This is a genomic window from Roseburia sp. 1XD42-69 (genome assembly GCF_003612565.1).
Lineage (GTDB): Bacteria > Bacillota > Clostridia > Lachnospirales > Lachnospiraceae > Roseburia_B.
This window is the reverse complement of record NZ_RAZG01000008.1, coordinates 34,842-53,823: the sequence shown is the minus strand read 5'-3', so window position 1 is coordinate 53,823 and position 18,982 is coordinate 34,842. Positions and strand designations below refer to the sequence as shown.

The 18,982-nt window shown below is 42.2% G+C and carries 21 protein-coding genes; 20 read left to right on the top strand and 1 reads right to left on the bottom strand.

The window, feature by feature from the left end:
- Positions 1-10 precede the first annotated feature (10 nt).
- The 14 genes from D7Y06_RS05985 to D7Y06_RS05920 all read left to right on the top strand — a co-directional run bounded on the left by D7Y06_RS05985 (position 11) and on the right by D7Y06_RS05920 (position 10,591).
- Positions 11-532 (top strand): prepilin peptidase, encoded by a 522-nt coding sequence (locus D7Y06_RS05985; RefSeq protein ID WP_256387212.1) that lies wholly within the window; start codon positions 11-13, stop codon positions 530-532.
- Entirely contained in the window at positions 520-1,527 is a 1,008-nt protein-coding gene (locus D7Y06_RS05980; protein ID WP_120406918.1) for a hypothetical protein, read from the top strand. Before D7Y06_RS05985 ends, D7Y06_RS05980 begins: the two co-directional genes overlap by 13 nt.
- Before the next feature lie 19 nt (positions 1,528-1,546).
- The gene (locus D7Y06_RS05975) at positions 1,547-2,737 is read left to right on the top strand and encodes a CpaF family protein (protein WP_120406972.1); all 1,191 of its coding nucleotides are present in this window, start codon (positions 1,547-1,549) and stop codon (positions 2,735-2,737) included.
- On the top strand, positions 2,674-3,450 hold the full coding sequence (locus D7Y06_RS05970; RefSeq protein WP_120406917.1) for a type II secretion system F family protein: 777 nt from the start codon (positions 2,674-2,676) through the stop codon (positions 3,448-3,450). Before D7Y06_RS05975 ends, D7Y06_RS05970 begins: the two co-directional genes overlap by 64 nt.
- 24 nt (positions 3,451-3,474) lie before the next feature.
- Entirely contained in the window at positions 3,475-4,170 is a 696-nt protein-coding gene (locus D7Y06_RS05965) for a type II secretion system F family protein (RefSeq protein WP_158591266.1), read from the top strand.
- A gap of 22 nt (positions 4,171-4,192) precedes the next feature.
- Positions 4,193-4,360: a Flp1 family type IVb pilin gene (locus tag D7Y06_RS05960; protein WP_120406915.1), complete on the top strand. Its 168-nt coding sequence runs from the start codon at positions 4,193-4,195 to the stop codon at positions 4,358-4,360.
- A complete protein-coding gene (locus tag D7Y06_RS05955) occupies positions 4,344-5,837 on the top strand; it encodes a DUF5702 domain-containing protein (protein WP_120406914.1) in 1,494 nt (497 codons plus the stop codon). Before D7Y06_RS05960 ends, D7Y06_RS05955 begins: the two co-directional genes overlap by 17 nt.
- Complete coding sequence (locus D7Y06_RS05950; protein WP_120406913.1) at positions 5,825-6,640, top strand: pilus assembly protein; 816 nt, start codon at positions 5,825-5,827, stop codon at positions 6,638-6,640. Before D7Y06_RS05955 ends, D7Y06_RS05950 begins: the two co-directional genes overlap by 13 nt.
- A gap of 18 nt (positions 6,641-6,658) precedes the next feature.
- Positions 6,659-7,075: a prepilin peptidase gene (locus tag D7Y06_RS05945; protein ID WP_120406912.1), complete on the top strand. Its 417-nt coding sequence runs from the start codon at positions 6,659-6,661 to the stop codon at positions 7,073-7,075.
- A gap of 7 nt (positions 7,076-7,082) precedes the next feature.
- Positions 7,083-7,292: a hypothetical protein gene (locus D7Y06_RS25865; protein ID WP_120406911.1), complete on the top strand. Its 210-nt coding sequence runs from the start codon at positions 7,083-7,085 to the stop codon at positions 7,290-7,292.
- Positions 7,292-8,389: a DUF6382 domain-containing protein gene (locus D7Y06_RS05935; RefSeq protein WP_158591264.1), complete on the top strand. Its 1,098-nt coding sequence runs from the start codon at positions 7,292-7,294 to the stop codon at positions 8,387-8,389. The genes D7Y06_RS25865 and D7Y06_RS05935 overlap by 1 nt, the downstream gene beginning before the upstream one ends.
- 68 nt (positions 8,390-8,457) lie before the next feature.
- On the top strand, positions 8,458-9,060 hold the full coding sequence (locus D7Y06_RS05930) for a rhomboid family intramembrane serine protease (RefSeq protein WP_120406909.1): 603 nt from the start codon (positions 8,458-8,460) through the stop codon (positions 9,058-9,060).
- Positions 9,061-9,134: 74 nt separating this feature from the next.
- A complete protein-coding gene (locus tag D7Y06_RS05925) occupies positions 9,135-10,127 on the top strand; it encodes an SCP2 sterol-binding domain-containing protein (protein WP_120406908.1) in 993 nt (330 codons plus the stop codon).
- Between the two features lie 47 nt (positions 10,128-10,174).
- Positions 10,175-10,591, top strand: a complete 417-nt coding sequence (locus tag D7Y06_RS05920) for an HIT family protein (RefSeq protein WP_120406907.1) — start codon at positions 10,175-10,177, stop codon at positions 10,589-10,591.
- 74 nt (positions 10,592-10,665) lie between these two features.
- On the opposite strand, the gene D7Y06_RS05915 is transcribed toward D7Y06_RS05920, so the two are convergent.
- Positions 10,666-11,733, bottom strand: coding sequence for an undecaprenyldiphospho-muramoylpentapeptide beta-N-acetylglucosaminyltransferase (locus tag D7Y06_RS05915; protein ID WP_120406971.1), 1,068 nt, complete (start codon positions 11,731-11,733; stop codon positions 10,666-10,668).
- Between the two features lie 253 nt (positions 11,734-11,986).
- On the opposite strand from D7Y06_RS05915, the gene D7Y06_RS05910 reads away from it, so the two are divergent.
- The 6 genes from D7Y06_RS05910 to D7Y06_RS05880 all read left to right on the top strand — a co-directional run bounded on the left by D7Y06_RS05910 (position 11,987) and on the right by D7Y06_RS05880 (position 18,952).
- Entirely contained in the window at positions 11,987-12,382 is a 396-nt protein-coding gene (locus D7Y06_RS05910) for a hypothetical protein (RefSeq protein ID WP_120406906.1), read from the top strand.
- Between the two features lie 84 nt (positions 12,383-12,466).
- On the top strand, positions 12,467-13,813 hold the full coding sequence (locus D7Y06_RS05905) for a glucose-6-phosphate isomerase (RefSeq protein ID WP_120406905.1): 1,347 nt from the start codon (positions 12,467-12,469) through the stop codon (positions 13,811-13,813).
- 337 nt (positions 13,814-14,150) lie between these two features.
- Positions 14,151-15,842 carry a cell wall hydrolase gene (locus D7Y06_RS05895; protein WP_120406903.1) on the top strand — a complete coding sequence of 564 codons (1,692 nt, stop codon included), beginning with the start codon at positions 14,151-14,153 and terminating at the stop codon, positions 15,840-15,842.
- Between the two features lie 115 nt (positions 15,843-15,957).
- On the top strand, positions 15,958-16,887 hold the full coding sequence (locus tag D7Y06_RS05890) for an SPFH domain-containing protein (protein WP_120406902.1): 930 nt from the start codon (positions 15,958-15,960) through the stop codon (positions 16,885-16,887).
- A 95-nt stretch (positions 16,888-16,982) separates the two neighbouring features.
- Positions 16,983-17,978 carry an ornithine carbamoyltransferase gene (argF, locus tag D7Y06_RS05885; RefSeq protein ID WP_120406901.1) on the top strand — a complete coding sequence of 332 codons (996 nt, stop codon included), beginning with the start codon at positions 16,983-16,985 and terminating at the stop codon, positions 17,976-17,978.
- On the top strand, positions 17,975-18,952 hold the full coding sequence (locus tag D7Y06_RS05880; RefSeq protein WP_120406900.1) for a biotin--[acetyl-CoA-carboxylase] ligase: 978 nt from the start codon (positions 17,975-17,977) through the stop codon (positions 18,950-18,952). Before argF ends, D7Y06_RS05880 begins: the two co-directional genes overlap by 4 nt.
- The last annotated feature ends 30 nt before the right edge of the window (positions 18,953-18,982 follow it).

The window sequence follows — 18,982 nt, the reverse complement described above, 5'->3', positions numbered from 1 at the left end:
AATTGTAATATTGTTTTTCCTGCTTGTCATTGCAGTGGCGCAGGATATTCGTTCTGGAAGGGTTTCCAATAAGCTGATTCTATTTGGGCTGTTCCTTGGGCTGCTCAGTAAAGTTCAGGAATATGATTTCAGAGGGATATATTTTTTTCTTAGGAACATTTCGGTTCCTGTAATCTTATTTTATCTTATGTTTCTTATGCATGTCCTTGGGGCAGGCGACATCAAGTTATTTTCCATGATAGGCGGTATACTTACCATTGAGGAATTGCTTTTTTGCATTTTTTACAGTTTTATAGCAGGCGGAATACTCTCTCTTTTTTATTTATTAATGGATAATCACAGGGGAGAAAAGCTGAAATATGCATGTAATTATCTTTTTTATGTGTGCAGATATCAGAAAATAATACCCTATGAGCTTCCGGAGGAGATACCAAAGTCTAAGATGGCATTTTCCCTTGCAGTTTTCCTCGGATGGATTTGCATGTACGCTATACCCATTGTAAAGTCAGGAGGTTTGTTTTGGTACAGTTAAAAGTAGCGGTGCTGGATAAGGAGAGGGAGTATTTAAAGCAGCTTGCAGCGTACCTTGTCCGGAAAAAGGAATGTTTTTTTAAAGTCTGGACGTTTTGGGATATGAGAGCATATGAGCGGGCGGCGGAAGCAGAAGTATTTGATGCTCTTTTAGTCACAGGTGCGTGTTTGGAGGAAATGGAAATTGAGAAGATTTCATCAAAAATTATATTATTTCGGGAAGATTGTATACCCGGCTTTGCACAGCATCTGCCTTCTGTTTTTAAATACCAGCCAGTGGAAGAAGTTTTTTCTCAAGTTTCTGCTCTTTTATGGCAGGAAAATCCCCTCCAGGAGGAATTTGTTTCCGGGAAACGGACAAAGATGACAGGGGTGTACTCCCCGGTTCATGTGTGCAGCCAGATGTTGTTTTCCCTTACGATGGCTCAAATATTAGGGGAACATGAAAAATTATTATATATCAATCTCCAGGAACACAGTGGTTTTTATGGAGTTACCGGTACGGATGCCACAGAGGATATTGGAGATCTTATCTATGGGATGATGCAGAATGGCCAGAATTTTCAGACAGGCCTGCATCGGATTCGCAGAACAATTCTTAATTTCGATTATATTCCTCCGGTTGTTAACCCGGAACATTTATCAGAAATCCCTCAAAATCTTTATGAAGAATTATTTTTAGATCTGAAAAACAACAGTGGGTATGATGTGGTAATCGTAGATTTTGGAAATGTATTTTTAGGATTTGCCCAAATGTTGTCCTTCTTTGAGAATATCTACTGTCTGGAAAAAGAAGGAGGGCTTAACCGCATCCGCATGAAAGAATTTACGGGTTATTTGGAGAAGGAAAGTGAGAGTACAGCATCCAGATTAAAGCATATTTTTTTGCCGGATGAAATGGTTTTGGGGGAGGAGCCGTTTTCTTTGGAAAAAAGTTTGTACGGCTCCCTGGGAGACTATGTGAGGAATTGGCTGGGAGGTCCAAAAATTGAATGACAGGAAATTATATTTAAAAATGAAGGAAAGAGTTCTGGAGCAAATGGATTTTAACCGGGAGCTTTCAGATGGTGAGGTTGTGGAATGCATAGAAAAGGAGTTGTCCAGGGCAGATAAGACAGAGATATTGTCTTTTGAGAAAAGAAAGACAAATTCTAGGAATATGTTTTATTCTTTTCGTAAATTCGGTATTTTGCAGGAATTGCTGGAAGATGAGGAAGTGACGGAGATTATGGTCAACGGGGCGGAAAAAATATTTTATGAAAAAAAGGGAGAATTGTATTCCTACGGCAGGCACTTTGCAGACCAGGAAGAACTTGAGGACCTCATTCAGACAATCTGTGCAGGGGCAAACCGCATGGTAAATGAGGCATCCCCTATTGTGGATGCCAGGCTGCCGGAGGGTTCCAGAGTGAATATCGTTTTAAAACCCCTGTCATTAGACGGTTCCGCCGTGTCCATACGCAAGTTTTCCCAAAAGCCCATGAGTATGGAAAAATTACTGGAATACCAGTCGTTGTCAAAGGAGATTGTGGAGTTTTTAGAAAAACTGGTAAAAGCGGGGTATAACATATTTGTCTCCGGGGGTACGGGAACTGGGAAAACCACCTTTTTAAATGCCCTTTCCCAATTTATCCCCAGGGAGGAGCGGGTGATTACCATTGAAGATTCAGCAGAGCTCCAGTTAAACGGGATTTTAAATTTGGTGCGCTTAGAGACCAGACAGGCGGGTTTTGAGGGCGTAACACCTATTGGTATCAGGGACTTGATACGTACAGCTTTAAGGATGCGGGCGGACAGGCTGATTGTGGGAGAGTGCAGGGGTGCGGAGGCAGTAGATCTTTTAAGCGCCAACAATACGGGCCACTCCGGGAGTCTTGGGACGGGACATGCCAACAGCGCAAAAGATATGCTGAGCCGTCTGGAGACTATGGTGCTTATGGGAATGGATATTCCCATATGGGCAGTGAGAGGTCAGATTCTTTCTGGAATTGATGTGATAATCCATTTGGGAAGGCTGAGAGATAAGAGCAGGAAACTTTTAGAGATTGCAGAACTTTCAGGAATGGAGGATGGAGAGATAGTATTAAATTCTTTGTACCAGTTTAAAGAGGCCGGGGAGAAGGAAGGGAGGATTCAGGGGATATGGGTGAAGACAGGGGAATTGCTTCACAGGGAAAAGTGGGAAAACGCAGGGTTTGGCATTTAAATCTATGGGAAGCCGCAGCTGCCGGTAGTTTATCAGGAGGAATCTGTTTTTTAATTGCCTGGCTGTTTTATGACTGTGTCTGGGTAATGGCGGTTTGGCCCGCAACTCTTTATCCTGCATTTTTGGCAGCAGACAGATACAAGGGAAAAAAGAGAAGAAAAAATTTAATTATGGAATTTAAGGATTATTTGTATGCTGTGAGCAGCAGCCTTTTGGCAGGGTACTCCATAGAAAATGCATTTATAGAATCCCAGAAAGATATTATGGAGTTATATGGGGAAAAATCCGAGTTGATAAAGGAGCTTGGAAATTTAAAAAGAAGACTTGGAATGCGGGAAAATTTAGAGAAAATACTTCAGGAATTTGCAGAGGAAAGCGGCTGTGAGGACATTGGGAGTTTTGTGGAAGTGTTTTGCTATGCAAAGCGGGGAGGCGGGGATTTCCCAGGAATTATCCAGACAACCATCCAAAGAATCTGTGATAAAATTGAGGTCTCTGAGGAAATAGAAACCACTATTGCCCAGAAAGTTTTAGAGGAAAAAGTTATGAGTGTTGTACCTATAGTGGTGTTGGTTTTTTTCCGTTTTTCCTCTCCTGAATTTATAGGTATTTTATATGGAAATCTTTTTGGAATCCTAGTAATGACGTTTGTGTTGTTTCTCTATGGGGCTGCAATGGCCTGGGGAGCCAAAATTGTAAAAATTGAGGTGTAGAAAATGTTTGGTTTGGGATTTTTTTTGATATCAGCAATATATCTTATAATAACCAGAGACAGAAAGAAGACGTCACTCATTCGCGCTCCGTGTCTTATCTTTGCCTTCTTTGCCCTGTGGGCGGCAGGTGCAGGACTTTTAGCAGGAGATGGGGAGCAGGAGAGGAAGCTTCTTGTGTGTGGATTTCTTGGGGCAGCAGTCCTTTGGTATGTCAAAAGAGAGCAGGGAATACGGGAGCAGGAGAAAAGAAAAAGACAAATGTTATTGGAATATCCTGAATTTGTAAATAAACTTTCTCTTTTGCTCGGTGCCGGAATGACAGTTTCAACTGCATTTTCCAGAATGGATCAGATATATGGAAAGCTGCCGAAAGGAAAAAGGGAGAAGGAACATCCTGCTTATGCAGCACTTCACCAGATGCTTATTGATATAGACAATGGAAAAAGCTGGCAAAGAGCTTATCAGTCTTTTGGGGAGTACTGTAAACTGCAGCCTTACCGAAAACTGGTATCCCTGCTGTTGTCCTGTCAGCATATGGGCAATAGGAAGTTGACAGAACGGCTGAACGAAGAGGCAGACAGGGTATTTTCTGAAAGAAAGCATATGGCCAGAAAGCTGGGAGAAGAAGCGGGGACAAAAATGCTCTTCCCCATGATGTTAATGATGCTTTTGGTAATGGGAATTATTCTAATACCGGCTATATTAAGTTTAAATATTTAATGGAACAATAGGAGGATTGTATATGAGAGAAATGAACAGATTTTTAAAAGAAGAAGAGGCGAACGGCGTTGTGGAAGTAGTTTTGATTTTGGTGGTTTTGATTGCCCTGGTGGCTCTTTTTAAGGAAAAACTGGAACCATTGATGAAAGAATTATTAAAAAAGGTGGAGACAAATGCCAAAAAAATATAAAAAGGCATATCCTGGCTCCTTGAGTATTTATTTTACACTGTTAGTGGCCTGTATAGGTGCTTTTATCCTTGTTATTGTAGAACTTGCAAGGTTTTTCGGTCTTGATTCGGATGCTGCGGAGTATACAAATTTGGCGGAGGAATCCCTGTTTGCAGGATACCAGCCGGTTTTGCTTCATGAGTATGATATGTTCTGGCTGGATGGATGTTTTGGAGGAGAAAATTTTAAAATAGAAGCCGGGGAGGAGGAAATGGAGGCCCTGCTCTATGACAATCTTTCAGGCGGGGGAAGAAATTTTTATAAAATGCATGTGGACGGGGTAAATACAGAGACATATCTGCTGGCAACAGACAGGGAAGGGAAAGTATTTCAAAGCCAGGCGGCAGCAGTGTATAAAGAAAAATTTGGAGAGAGGGCGGCAGAGGAGATAGTTACACGTATTCAGGGGATTCAGGATGCAAAAAATAGGGGAGAGAGCCCGGAAGGAAAAATTGCCTCGGCGGAATCCGCCCTTGATTGTATCAGGCAGCAGGCGTCTCAGGAAACACAAAAGCAGGGAGAGGAAAAGCTTACAGGGGGAGGGAGTCAGAGGAAAGGGGCTTCTCTCCCCGGGGAAAATCCCCTGGATGCAAATCGCCTTATGAGAAACCATGGTATCTTATCTCTGGTTCTTCCACAGGGAGCATCGTTGTCTGAAAAGTCGGTGGATACAAAAGGCAGCCTTTTAAAAAGAAGCTGCCGAAAGGGAACAGATCAGGGGGCAGTTAAGACAGGGACGATGGACAGAATTTTTATGCAGCAGTATATAAACAGATATGTAGGGAATTTTCTCTCACCTGTGGAATCCGGAGGATTATCTTACGGGGAAGAGTACGTAATTGCAGGGAAAGGGACAGACAAAGAAAACCTGGAGTATGTGATAAAAGAAATGCTTCTTGTACGGGAAATTGCAAATTTTGCCTATTTATGTACAGATGAAGCAAAACAAGCCGAAGCATTGGCGGCTGCAACGATTTTAGCAGGAATTAGCGGCAATCCAGCAGTGATTGAGGTGGTAAAGCAGGGAATATTAGCGGCGTGGGCGTATGGGGAAAGTGTCTTTGATGTGAAGGTACTACTGGGAGGGGGAAAAGTGCCCCTGATGAAAACCGCTGGAGACTGGGGGACGGACTTGTTTCATCTGGGAGATGTAATTTCAGAAAATGGGAAGGGAGCAGACCATGGATTGTGCTATGAGGATTACCTTCAGGCTTTTATGTATGTCCTTTCTACAAAAAAGGCATCCTACCGTTGTATGGATCTTATGGAGTATACGATGAAAGAATCAGGGTTTTTACATGGAAAAATGGATGGTATGATTCTTCGTATGAAAATAGAGGCGGAATACAGTGCGGATACAATATTTTCCTCCCTTTTGGGGAAAGATACCTTGGGAGGTTACAGCTTTGGAAAGGAGAGCAGTTATTGTTATCAATAGATAATTTGCCAGGAAGAAAAAGAAACTTCGTCCAAGAAGTTAAGGGGAGCGGCAGACCGGAAGCTTCCTATATGGCAGAGGCCATAGTTATTTTACCTGTATTTGTAACTTTTATGACAATTCTATTGTTTTTCTTCCGGGTTTTGCAAGTGCAGCAGCTAGTGGATAACGCCCTGATTCAGACTGGAAGGGAATTGTCAGTGGCTTCCTATGGAGCTTCCGTTAAAAAAATATCTGAAAACAGTTTTTCAGCCGGGATTATTTTGCAAAAAAACTTAAAGGCCAGCAGAGTTGCAGGGCAGTTTATTAACGGGGGAAACCTGGGAATTTCTCTATTGCGTTCCGAGTTTAAAGGTGATTTTATTACTTTGAGAGCAGATTACCAGATAAAAATTCCGCTTCTTCTGTTGGGAAAATATAATTTTAAGGTGACACAACAGGTAAAATGCCGTAAATGGACGGGGAGAAATTTGTCTTCCGGAGAATCGGGAAAGGAAGAGGAAATTGTATATATAACTTCCACAGGAAGGGCATACCACAAAAACAGGAATTGCACGTATTTAAAGCCTAAGGTAAAAAGTATAGCAGAAGGTAAAATCGATAGCAGCCGCAATGCAGACGGAGCAAAATACTATCCATGCAGCAAGTGTGGGAGAGATTTAAAAGGCAAATCAGTGTATGTGACAGATTATGGGAATCGTTTTCACAGTAATAGGAATTGCAGTAAAATTTTAAGGATGGTTTGCGCCGTGTTCTTATCGGAAGTAGGAGACAGGTACAGCTGCAGTAAGTGCAGCAGGTAAAGGGAAAGGGGAGAAATTATGTTAGAACAGTATTTATTGCTTGGGACTTTGGGATTTCACTGCCTGGAGGATATTAAGAGGAAGCAAATTACTTTAATGGTCACTTTGGGTTCTGCAATGGCCTGTTTAATCTGCCATATTATATTTCAAAACCGGAGTATTTATAATATGCTGGGAGGAATGTTGTTTGGAGGGATGATTCTGCTTTTTTGCATTCTAAGCAGGGGAAAGATGGGACCGGGGGATGGTATTGTATTTATGTTGACAGGCCTGTATCTGGGGGCAGAAGAAAACCTGGCCCTTATGCTTTTGTCATTTTTCTTTGCAGCAGGCTGGTCATTTATTGCAATATGTTTTTTTCATAGGAATAAAAAGGAGAAGATACCATTTATTCCTTTTCTATTTTTGGCGTATCTTGTGATTTTAATAATTTGAGGTGGAAATGAAGAGATTCGAGGGTTCCTATACAGTAGAGATTACATTGTTGTTGCCTTTAATTTTTATGGCGATGTTTTTGCCAATTTACAAGGCTTTTGATTGTTATAAAGAAGTAAAACAGGATTCTGGGTATATATGGGAGAAAAATTTTGTGCCGGAGGAAAAAATCAGGAAAATGCAGCTGGCAGAAAAAGTGTGGGAGGATTTAAAATAATGGAGTACAGGCGGTGTCAGGGAAAAAGTTATATGATTTTGAAATCTGAAAGTGCAGGCTTAGGGTATCAAATGCCTATGTTAAGGGAGAACAGAGTGAAAGGCGTTCTTCCTGTTCAGAGGGTGTATGAGGGGGAAGAAGTTCAGTTTTGGTATGATATCAGCGGAAAACATGATTTGGAAGGGTATGCAAGGTTTCATAAACTAGGAAGGGACTTTTTAGGAAATTTTATTTTGTCTTTGAACCGTACTGCACAGAATTTGGGGGAATATTTGCTTTTGGAAGATGAATTGTGTCTTGAGCCGGACAGGATATATCTTAACTACAATGAAAAAGAAATCAGCTTCTGTTACATACCAGGCAATAAAAAAAGTTTGGAATCTTCCCTGGGAAATTTTATGGAGTTTTTTTTAAAACATATGGAGCATGGGGCACAGCAAGATATAGAAATCTGTTATAAAATATATGAAAAAAGCCAGGAAGAGCATGTAAGACTGTCAGATCTTGCGGAGCTGGCAGCGCAGGGGCTTAGCAGAGAAGAAAAAAATTTTAAGCCGGAGGAGCCAGACATAAGGGAAGAATGTGAGATACAGCAGGAGCGGGAGGAGGTAAAGAAAAGGCAAAAGGAGAGGTGCGGTTTTATAAAAAATGGATTTTGTGCAAAGAAAAAAATATTATCGCAGTGGATGATGGACAAGAGAAATAGAAGTAAGGGGGAAGAAGAGCAGTTTATCTTTGAGCCCCAGGAGCCAGAGGAGGAAGTTTCTAATCCCACAGTATTTTTGGGGAGTGAGAGAAAAGAAATTCTGGGAGAACTGCGGTATGAAGGGGATGGGCGAGGAAGAAATTTTAAAATTGACGTTCCGGTGTTTTTAGTGGGCAGCCAGGATGGGGAGGCAAACGGAGTAATTTTTACTTCTTCCGTAAGTCGTCATCATGCATTAATTTACAGGGAAGAAGAAAATTACTTTATTGAAGATTTAAATTCTACCAATGGAACATACTTAAATGGGGAAGCCCTTGGGTATAAAGAAAAGGTTCCTTTGTCCAAAAATGATAAAGTAAGGTTTGCGGATGAAGCCTACCGTTTTGTGTAATACTTGCAAAACCGGGAGAATACCTTATAATTCTTATAGAGTAAATAGAAAAAGAGGTATTTTGCGGCATGAGAGAACAGATAAAAACTCTTCCGGCTGTCACTGTAACAATTGCAGCGGCAAATATTCTTGTTTGGATTTTTTTAGAAGCCGCCGGGAGCACATACGACAGCGAATTTATGACAGCCTGGGGGGCGGCGTACACTCCCTATATTTTGGAAAATGGAGAGTGGTGGAGGCTATTGTCCTGTACATTTTTACATTTCGGCGCGGAACATTTGCTAAATAATATGTTTATTTTTGTTTTAACCGGAATGCGGCTGGAAAAATTTTTGGGAAAGCTGCCTTTTGTACTGCTGTATCTCTTTTCCGGATTTGCAGGCAGCGCTTTGTCTTTTGTAATGGAGTTAAAAGCAGGGGAAATTGTGGTGTCTGCCGGAGCATCTGGGGCTGTTTTTGGAGTGTTGGGAGGGCTGACTGCGGCGGCAGTATGTAATCACGGTAAAGTGGAAGGGCTTACTTTGAAAGGGCTTTTTATAATGCTGGCCTTAAACCTTTATAACGGTTTTACCACAGCAGGTGTTGATAACTGGGGGCATATAGGCGGTTTTGCCGGAGGATTTCTCTTATGTTTGATTTTTTGTCTCATGGGAATATATAGAAAAGATTGATTTTAGTTTCAAAATTTTTTATACTATATGTATTGCAGATAAAGATAGAATAAGAGTACCAGACGGAGGACAATATGAAGATAAACATTTACTATGGAGGAAGAGGGTTACTGGATGATCCCACATTGTATGTGGTAAACAAAATGGAGGACGTTTTAAAAGAACTTCGGGTCAATGTGGAACGTTACAATATCTATGAGCACAAAAATGAAATCTCCACATTGCCCCACACCTTTAAGGAGGCGGATGGAATCATTCTGGCAACTACGGTAGAGTGGCTGGGAATCGGCGGTTACATGCAGCAATTTTTAGATTCCTGCTGGCTTTACGGGGATAAGGAGCTGATGAGTGAGCTTTATATGCAGCCAATTGTAATGTCTACCACTTATGGGGAGAGAGAAGGCGTTCTGGCTCTGGAAAACGCATGGGAGATGCTGGGGGGGCAGCCCTGTTCGGGCCTGTGCGGATATGTGGAGGATTTAGTCACTTTTGAGTTGAATGAGGAATATACGGTAATTATTGAAAAGAAGGCGGAAACACTTTACCGTACCATATCCCAAAAGATTAAAGCCCTGCCGTCCAGCAATCAGGCTGTAAAACAGACTGTGTTAAGAACCCAGTCTATGGATTTGACACCTCAGGAGAGTGAGCAGCTGTCCAAATATGTATCAGATGATTCCTATGTAAAGAAACAGAAGGAAGATATTGAAGAGCTGGCCTCTATGTTTAAGGATATTTTGGGTAAGAGCAAAGATGAAGAAGACACTATGTATCTTACGGAGTTGGAGAGCCATTTTGTACCACAGGAGGATTTTAAGGCTACGTATCTTCTGATGATAGAGGGAAAACAAAAGCCGTTGTATATTCAGGTGGAAGACGGGGAAATGACCTGTCACTATGGCAAGGAGGAGAATATTGATGTCTTTGCAAAACTCAGCTCCGAGGTGATGAATAATATAGTTAGCGGAAGAATGACTTTCCAGCGTGCTTTTATGACAGGTGAGATGACAGCGAAAGGGAATTTTAAGACTTTGCGAATGTTGGATACTGTCTTTAATTTTGAGTAGGAAGTGCGATGGATTTGGCATAAAACAGGAAAGGAGTATATAAGAAAATGAGAGATGATAATTGTATTTTTTGTAAACTGGCATCTGGTGAGATTCCAACAAACAGTATTTATGAGGACGATATGTTCCGGGTGATTTTGGATGCAGCGCCGGCATCTAAGGGACATGCACTTATTATTCCAAAAGAGCATTATGCGAATATTTATGAGATTGATACAGAAGCAGCGGGGGAAGCCATGAAACTTGCAAAGAAAATGGCAGCTCACATGACAGAAAAATTAAAATGCGACGGTTTTAATCTTCTTCAGAACAATGGTGAGATTGCCGGACAGACTGTATTTCACTTTCATCTGCACTTAGTTCCAAGATATAAGGATATGAAAAATGATGACATTTTAAGATGGAACCATGAGACATATACAGAGGAAGAGATGAAAGAAATCTGTTCTGAGCTAAAAATGTAACGAAATCCTGTTGGGAACACCTGGAGGGGGATAATTCCTGCCACATTCCATGTTTGAATGTGGCAGAAGCCTTACTATTTTTTCGCATTATTTTCAATTAAATCCACAATTGTCTGAATGGAGTCCATCTGGCCGCTTTTTTTCATAGAAGCAATATAAGTATCTCGCTTTTCCGTAACTTGGCGGATGGCAGATAAAAGTGTGGATTCTGTTAAATCTTCTTCTAATAATACGTAAGAAAATCCTTGTTTTTCAAAAGACTTTGCGTTTAATATCTGGTCGCCTCTGCTGGCGGCGGCAGAAAGCGGTATCAGTATATTTGGCTTGTGTAATGCTAAAAGTTCACAGATAGCATTAGCTCCGGCGCGGGAGATAACCATATCTGAGAGGGCAAACATATCTTTTAGCTGTTGGCTGATATATTCAAACTGTGCATAGCCTTTTGTATTTATTAAGTCATTATCCAAATTTCCTTTCCCGCAGAGATGAATAATCTGATAATCGTCTAAAAGTTTTGGTAGCAAAGCCCGGACAGCGTCATTAATTGCCTTTGAACCTGAACTTCCTCCAATAATAAGAAGCACAGGTTTACTAGATGTAAAATGGCAGAAGGAACGTGCAGCTTCGGGATTTCCCTGCAGAAGTTCCTGGCGGATAGGGGAGCCTGTGAGTACAGCTTTCACAGAAGGGAGATATTTTAAGGTTTCGGGAAAATTACAGCACACTTTTCTTGCAGCGGGGATGGAAATTTTATTGGCAAGTCCAGGCGTAATATCCGACTCGTGAATAATTACGGGAATTTTCCTCATTTTGGCTGCAAGAACCACTGGCACGGAAACAAAACCGCCTTTGGAGAAAACGATATTTGGCTTGATTTTTCCTAGAAGACGAAATGCTTGCCCAAAGCCTTTGACTACTTTAAATGGGTCGGAAAGGTTCTTGATATCGAGATATCTCCTTAGTTTTCCGGAGGATATGCCATGGTAAGGAATTTCCATAGCTTCAATTAAATCTTTTTCCATTCCCTGATAGGAACCAATATACTCAATTTCATAAGATAATGCCTTTAATGCAGGCAGTAAAGCAATATTTGGGGTGACATGTCCGGCAGTGCCTCCGCCGGTGAGAACTATTTTTTTCATAGAATACCTGTTACCTTTCTCTCTAAATGTTTCTTTCATTATATTATACCCTCTGGAAAAAAAGTCAAGAAATTAATGAGAAGGCGGTTTGTGTCAAATTCCACATATTTATGGCTGCCTATGGTTTTTGATGGTGCAAAAGGGGGAAACTTGCGGTGAAATTTATAGCATGTCCCCTTTTCACTAGAGAAATTTTTCCCTATAATAATATCAACATCTATGTGGATGGCAATTAATAAAAAAGGAGGCAGTTATGTTTCAGAAGGAAATAATTCCGGAAAAAGTGCTTACTTACATAGGAGAAAATCATGTTCTGCTGGAAATGATAGTTGTAGGTGTATTATTGCTGATACTTTTATCAGCGCTTTTCCAGCTTTCAAGAATGAAGAGGGAAATACGTAAAATATGCAGGCAGGTGAGGAAATATCTGGATGTTGTGATGTCCGAGGATACAGAGGCAGAAGCAGAGGAAGAGGAGGAAGAGGCAGAGGAGGAGATGCCGGAGCCGGAAATAGAAATGCAGCCGATACATACCTACCAGAGAAGGCGGGAGTTTGAACCGGTGAAAAAGAGTCAGAAGTCTGAAGAAGAAAAGCAGAGCCAAAAGGATGCGGAATTATTAATGGAAGTGATTTCCGATGTGTTCTAGGTTAGTACTTGAATCCTATGCCAAGATTTGCTAAAATAGTGATTAGTTAAAATAAATTATCACAAGGCAAAGGAGTGTTCACACATGAGCAAGGTAGTATTTGACTATTCAAAGGCATCTTCTTTTATCAGTGAAGAAGAAATGAGTTATATGAGCAGGCTGGTGGAGGATGCAAAAAAACAGTTGGTTGCAAAAGACGGGGCTGGCAACGATTTCCTTGGATGGATTGATTTGCCCGTGGACTACGACAAAGATGAATTTGCAAGGATTAAAAAAGCGGCAGAGAAAATTCAGTCGGATTCCGAGGTTTTGGTGGTTATCGGAATCGGAGGTTCTTACCTTGGAGCAAGAGCAGCTATTGAGTTTTTAAGACACGGATTTTACAATAATATTTCCAAAGAAACAAGAAAGACACCGGAAATTTATTACGCTGGAAACAGCATCAGCGGAGCATACCTGGAAGGTCTTTTGGATGTAATTGGGGACAGAGATTTCTCAGTTAATATTATTTCCAAATCAGGGACTACCACAGAGCCGGCCATTGCTTTCCGTATTTTCAAGAAAAAACTGGAAGAAAAATATGGTAAGGACGGAGCTGCAAAACGTATCTATGCAACTACGGATAAGGCAAAGGGTGCCCTTAAAAATCTTGCTACAGAAGAAGGGTATGAGACATTTGTAGTGCCGGATGATGTTGGAGGACGTTTCTCTGTCCTCACAGCAGTGGGTCTCCTTCCCATAGCAGTCAGCGGTGCTGATTTGGACAAGCTTATGGAAGGTGCAGCAGAGGGAAGGAAACTGGCTTTAGAACAGAAGTTTGAGGAAAATGATTCTCTGAAATATGCTGCAGTGCGCAATATCTTACTCCGTAAAGGAAAAGCTGTGGAGGTGCTTTGCAATTATGAGCCAAGCCTTCACTATGTTTCCGAGTGGTGGAAACAGCTTTACGGGGAGAGCGAAGGTAAAGATCAAAAAGGACTTTTCCCCGCATCTGTAGATTTGACCACAGATTTACACTCAATGGGACAGTTTATTCAGGATGGGGCAAGAATTATGTTTGAAACCGTATTGAATGTAGAAAATTCCAGAGGGAATATTCTGATTGAGGAAGAACCAGTGGATTTGGACGGTTTAAATTATCTTGCAGGAAAAGACATGGACTTTGTAAATAAGAGTGCCATGAACGGAACCATACTGGCACATACAGACGGAAACGTGCCTAATCTTATGGTAAAAATACCGGAACAGAATGAATTTTATCTTGGGGAGCTGTTTTATTTTTTCGAGTTTGCAGTAGGCATCAGTGGATACTTGTTGGGAGTAAATCCATTTAACCAGCCTGGTGTGGAGAGCTACAAGAAAAACATGTTTGCACTTCTTGGAAAACCAGGATTTGAAGCACAGCGGGAAGAATTATTAAAGAGATTATAATTTTGTAATATTTACGATACAGAGCTGTTTTTTATGAAACAGCTCTGTATTTTTATTAAAACATTGTGTAAAAAAAGGATTTTCCAGAGAAAAAGCCATGTGGGGAAAGTGCTAAAAGCCTTGAGATATAAGGCCTTCCCAAAGAAAAAGGATGTATTTAAGAAATTCTTAAGAAAAACTTCCAAAAACTTGACAAAGTGCTCTGTCTATGCTAGTATCACATTGTAACATTTTTGTAATAAATGTAATAATTCTGAATAGAAATGTGAAAAGTAACATCCGTACAAGAGATAACGCATTTTGAAAGGGAATTACAGCAATTGGAGGGTTCTATAAGATGAAACTAAACAAAAAAGTGATTGAAAGCATGACAGTTGTATCAGCAGTAGCAGTTGTGTCAACATTCACCGCATTGACAGGTTCCACGGAAGAGAGCGTTACAGTGGCACAGACAAGTATTGTTGTTTTGGAAAAAACAGGTACAGCAGGGATTATTGCTGAATTACACAAAATGGAAGAAGATGCGCTTGCTGCGAATGGCTTAATGACAGCCAGCATTGTAAGAACAGAGAGCAATCTTGTTGCAGAGGCAAACGCACAGGAGAATACGGAGGCTGCAGAAAATTCCACAGAAGTTTTAGAGGAATCTGCTGGTATCTCCCAGGTAGTATTTGAAGCAATGGAAGTTGCAGATGCAGAGGAATCTGCTGGTATCTCCCAGGTAGTATTTGAAGCAATGGAAGTTGCAGATGTAGAGGAACAGCCGGATAAAGCTGTAGAGGAAGTATTGCCCGAAAATATTGAGGCACCGGAAAAAGCCCAGGAAACTCAGCCAGAAGAAAACGGCGCGGCAGCAGCAAAGGCAGAAGAAAATATGGAAGATGTCCAGGAGCTTGAGCCGGAGAAAAATGAAGAAAATCCGGAGGGTGTGCAGCAGGAAGAGAATGTGGAAGAAGCACAGCCGGAAGATAATACAGAAGCCCCGGAAGAGTCATCAACTGAGGAGAATCCAGAGGAGACACAGCCTGAAAAGGATGTAGAAAACTCCCAGGACGTACAGCCTGAGGAAGATGCAGAAAATCCGGAGGCACAGCCAGAAGAGGACACAGAAAACTCCCAGGATGCACAGCCTGAGGAAAATACAGAGAACACAGAAAACGAAGAGTGGTCTGACCAGGTAATGGCGAATGTGGAGGAGGATATGAACATCCGTACAGCTCCAGATGAGACTTCTGAGCTGGCAGGTAAGTTTTACCGCGGCGATGTGGCTGAAATCGTTGAAGTAGGGGATGAGTGGACAGAAATTACTTCTGGAAATGTAACAGGATTTGTAAAAAATGAATATCTTGTATACGGCGATGAGGCATTTCAGCTTGCAAATGAGGTTTGCAGCGTATATGCAACTGTAAATACAGATGGACTTCGCTTGAGAAGCGAGCCTAACGAGGAGGCTGGAATTGTAACGACAGCTTCAAACGGCGATCGCTTAAAAGTAGACAAAGAGGCAGAGGAGACAGAAGGCTGGGTAGCAGTGAAAACTTCTGATTCCACCGCTTATGTCAGCGAAGATTATGTGGAAGTGGCTTTAAATTTAGGCACAGCTTTAAATAGTGAGGAAGTAAAACAGAAAGAAGCTGCAAAAGCAGCAGAGGAAGCTAAGAAAGCTGGAAGAAAACCGGCTATGTCAGCAAGCACAGATGAGGTAACTCTTCTGGGGGCTCTGATTCAGTGTGAGGCAGGAAGCGGTTCCTATGAAGGAATGCTGGCAGTTGGCTCTGTTGTTATGAACCGTGTAAGAAGCGGCGGATATCCCGGAACAATTTCCGGTGTTATCTACCAGGCAGGACAGTTCCCGCCGGCACTCAGCGGAAGTGTTGCAAATGTTGCAGCAGGCGGTGTGAGAAGCGCATGCTTACAGGCAGCTCAGGAAGCGATCAACGGTGCGGACAATACCAACGGTGCACTGCAGTTTAGAAGTGCAAGTTCCGGTTACGGCGGAACAGTTATCGGAGGAAATGTGTTCTTCTAAATCTTATATTAAAGTGGTTTATTATGGGAGATTACAAGATTTTCTTGTAATCTCCTTTCATTTATAGTACTATGTTAATCAGGAACTGTATGTAAAAATTTTATGGAGGACAAAAATGGGAGCATTTATTGTAATTGTTATTTTGCTTATTATAGCTTTAATTGTAGCGGCAAGCTGTATTAAGATTGTGCCTCAGGCACATGCGGCTATTGTAGAGTGCCTTGGGGCATACCGGGCAACCTGGGGCGTGGGAATTCATTTCCGCAGGCCCTTTGTGGATCGGATTGCAAAGAAAATCAATTTAAAAGAGCAGGTAGTTGATTTTCCCCCACAGCCCGTTATCACCAAGGATAATGTAACTATGCAGATTGACACGGTTGTATTTTTCCAGATTACAGATCCCAAGTTATTTGCATATGGGGTGGAGAGCCCGATTATGGCCATTGAGAATCTTACCGCCACCACACTTCGTAATATTATCGGTGATTTAGAGCTGGATGAAACTCTGACTTCCCGTGAGACGATCAACACCAAAATGCGGGCATCCCTTGATGTGGCAACAGATCCCTGGGGAATTAAGGTAAACCGTGTGGAACTTAAAAACATCATTCCTCCCGCAGCGATTCAGGATGCCATGGAAAAACAGATGAAGGCAGAGCGTGAGAGAAGGGAAGCCATTTTAAAGGCAGAAGGGGAAAAGAAATCTACGATTCTTGTGGCAGAGGGTAAAAAAGAATCTGCTATCCTTGACGCAGAAGCAGAGAAACAGGCGGCAATTTTACGTGCGGAGGCCCATAAGGAGGCAACCATCCGTGAGGCGGAAGGTCAGGCGGAGGCGATTCTTAAGATCCAGCAGGCCAATGCAGACGGACTTCGTTTCCTGAAAGAGGCAGACCCCAACGACGGCGTATTAAAGTTAAAGAGTTTGGAAGCATTTGCAAAAGCGGCGGACGGCAAGGCAACCAAAATTATTATTCCATCAGAGATACAGGGTATCGCAGGGCTTGCAAAAGCTGTTGTAGAAGTTGGCAAAGAGAACAATTAGGAATAGAATCAGAATAATGAAACAGCCAGAAGGTTTTTGCAGGGAAAAGGATAACCTTCTGTCTGTTTTCTTAAGTTTTAAAGGAGAGGAAAGTTATGAATTTAAAGGGACGTCATTTTCTAAAGTTAATGGACTATACGCCGGAGGAGATTTTATATCTTATCGACCTGGCGGAGACGCTGAAAAAAGAAAAGAAGCAGGGGAAAAGCCATGCGCATTTGACGGGAAAAAATATTGCCTTAATATTTGAAAAAACAAGTACCAGGACACGGTGTGCCTTTGAGGTGGCAGCCCATGATTTGGGGATGCATGTGACATATTTAGACCCATCAGGTTCCCAGATTGGGAAAAAAGAGAGCATTGCGGATACGGCAAGGGTTTTGGGCCGGATGTTTGACGGCATTGAGTACCGAGGATACGGGCAGGAAATTGTGGAGGAACTGGCAGGATACGCAGGGGTGCCTGTGTGGAACGGTTTAACCAACGAATTCCACCCCACCCAGATGCTGGCGGACATGCTTACCATCCGGGAGCATTTTGGAAAATTAAAGGGGATTAAACTGGTTTATATGGGAGATGCCCGGTATAATATGGGAAATTCCCTGATGGTGACATGTGCAAAACTGGGCATGGACTTTGTGGCCTGCACTTCCAAAAACTATTTTCCAGAAGAAAAATTGGTGGAACAGTGCAGAAAAATCGCAGAGGAGACAGGGGCAAATATCACCTTAAGCGAAGAGGTGGAACTTTCTGTAAAAGATGCGGATGTTATTTATACAGATGTGTGGGTTTCCATGGGAGAACCTAAAGAGGCGTGGGAAGGGCGCATTAAAGAACTTATGCCCTACCAGGTAAATCAGAAAGTAATGGAGCTTGCAGGAAAAGATGCCGTGTTTATGCACTGCCTTCCGGCTTTCCATGATTTGGGAACGGTTATCGGAAGGGAAGTCCATGAGAAATTTGGTTTGGAAGAGATTGAAGTGACAAATGAAGTTTTCGAGGGCAGCCAGTCTGTGGTATTTGACGAGGCGGAAAACCGTATGCACACCATTAAGGCTGTTATGCTGGCCACATTAGGAGAGCAGGGTTGAAATCAGAAATATTAAGTGCTTTAAGGGAAACCGGGGAGTATGTGTCGGGGCAGTATCTCTGTGATAAGCTGGGAGTTTCCAGAACGGCAGTTTGGAAAGGAATCCAAAAGCTCAGACAGGAAGGCTATGTGATTGAGGCGGTTTCCAATAAGGGATACCGTCTCATAGAGACCATGGATGTTTTAAATGAAGACGAATTGAAGAGCCGAAGGCGAACCTGTTGGATTGGGGAAGAAATACACTATTATGAGGTGACAGACTCCACAAACTTAAGGGCAAAACAGCTTGCGGAGGAAGGGAAGCCCCACGGGACTTTAGTGGTGGCGGACAGGCAGGACGCAGGCAGGGGCAGGAGGGGAAAAAGCTGGACATCTCCTCCGGGAATAAGTGTGTATATGTCCCTGATTTTAAAACCCCAAATAAAACCCCAGTCCGCATCTATGCTCACTTTAATTGCAGGGCTTGCCGTAGCAAGGGCACTAAAAGATTATGCAGGGGTTTCACCTCAGATTAAGTGGCCCAATGATATTGTGTTAGGTGGGAAAAAGGTCTGCGGAATTTTAGCGGAGCTTAGCACGGAGATAGAGGAGATTCACTATGTTGTGGTGGGAATCGGCATCAATGTGAGAAACACTGAATTTCCGGAAGAAATATCCTCCATAGCCACCTCCCTTTTGCTGGAGGGAAAAGATAAAATAAAGCGGGCGGAGTTGATAGGGGCGGTGTGTGAATCTTTTGAGCACTATTATGGCATATTTTCCGAAACAAATGACCTTTCCGGCCTGAAAGAAGAATATGACAAGTATCTTGTAAACAAAGGCAGGCAGGTAAGGGTGTCAGACCCTATGGAATATTTTGAGGGGGAAGCGGTGGGAATTACCGATTTGGGGGAGCTTATTGTAGACACAGAAAAAGGCCGGCGCCTGGTTTTTGCAGGGGAAGTGTCTGTAAGGGGAATTTACGGATATGTGTAAAATGATTTTTCGGAAATCTTAAAGGACAGG

Excerpts from the sequence above, each read along its gene's own strand:
- D7Y06_RS05975 (WP_120406972.1), top strand. The coding sequence starts at position 1,547 with ATGAAGGAAAGAGTTCTGGAGCAAATGGATTTTAACCGGGAGCTTTCA.
- D7Y06_RS05970 (WP_120406917.1), top strand. The coding sequence starts at position 2,674 with ATGGGTGAAGACAGGGGAATTGCTTCACAGGGAAAAGTGGGAAAACGC.
- D7Y06_RS05960 (WP_120406915.1), top strand. The coding sequence starts at position 4,193 with ATGAGAGAAATGAACAGATTTTTAAAAGAAGAAGAGGCGAACGGCGTT.
- D7Y06_RS05955 (WP_120406914.1), top strand. The coding sequence starts at position 4,344 with ATGCCAAAAAAATATAAAAAGGCATATCCTGGCTCCTTGAGTATTTAT.
- D7Y06_RS05945 (WP_120406912.1), top strand. The coding sequence starts at position 6,659 with ATGTTAGAACAGTATTTATTGCTTGGGACTTTGGGATTTCACTGCCTG.
- D7Y06_RS25865 (WP_120406911.1), top strand. The coding sequence starts at position 7,083 with ATGAAGAGATTCGAGGGTTCCTATACAGTAGAGATTACATTGTTGTTG.
- D7Y06_RS05935 (WP_158591264.1), top strand. The coding sequence starts at position 7,292 with ATGGAGTACAGGCGGTGTCAGGGAAAAAGTTATATGATTTTGAAATCT.
- D7Y06_RS05930 (WP_120406909.1), top strand. The coding sequence starts at position 8,458 with ATGAGAGAACAGATAAAAACTCTTCCGGCTGTCACTGTAACAATTGCA.
- D7Y06_RS05925 (WP_120406908.1), top strand. The coding sequence starts at position 9,135 with ATGAAGATAAACATTTACTATGGAGGAAGAGGGTTACTGGATGATCCC.
- D7Y06_RS05920 (WP_120406907.1), top strand. The coding sequence starts at position 10,175 with ATGAGAGATGATAATTGTATTTTTTGTAAACTGGCATCTGGTGAGATT.
- D7Y06_RS05915 (WP_120406971.1), bottom strand. The coding sequence starts at position 11,733 with ATGAAAAAAATAGTTCTCACCGGCGGAGGCACTGCCGGACATGTCACC.
- D7Y06_RS05910 (WP_120406906.1), top strand. The coding sequence starts at position 11,987 with ATGTTTCAGAAGGAAATAATTCCGGAAAAAGTGCTTACTTACATAGGA.
- D7Y06_RS05905 (WP_120406905.1), top strand. The coding sequence starts at position 12,467 with ATGAGCAAGGTAGTATTTGACTATTCAAAGGCATCTTCTTTTATCAGT.
- D7Y06_RS05895 (WP_120406903.1), top strand. The coding sequence starts at position 14,151 with ATGAAACTAAACAAAAAAGTGATTGAAAGCATGACAGTTGTATCAGCA.
- D7Y06_RS05890 (WP_120406902.1), top strand. The coding sequence starts at position 15,958 with ATGGGAGCATTTATTGTAATTGTTATTTTGCTTATTATAGCTTTAATT.
- argF (WP_120406901.1), top strand. The coding sequence starts at position 16,983 with ATGAATTTAAAGGGACGTCATTTTCTAAAGTTAATGGACTATACGCCG.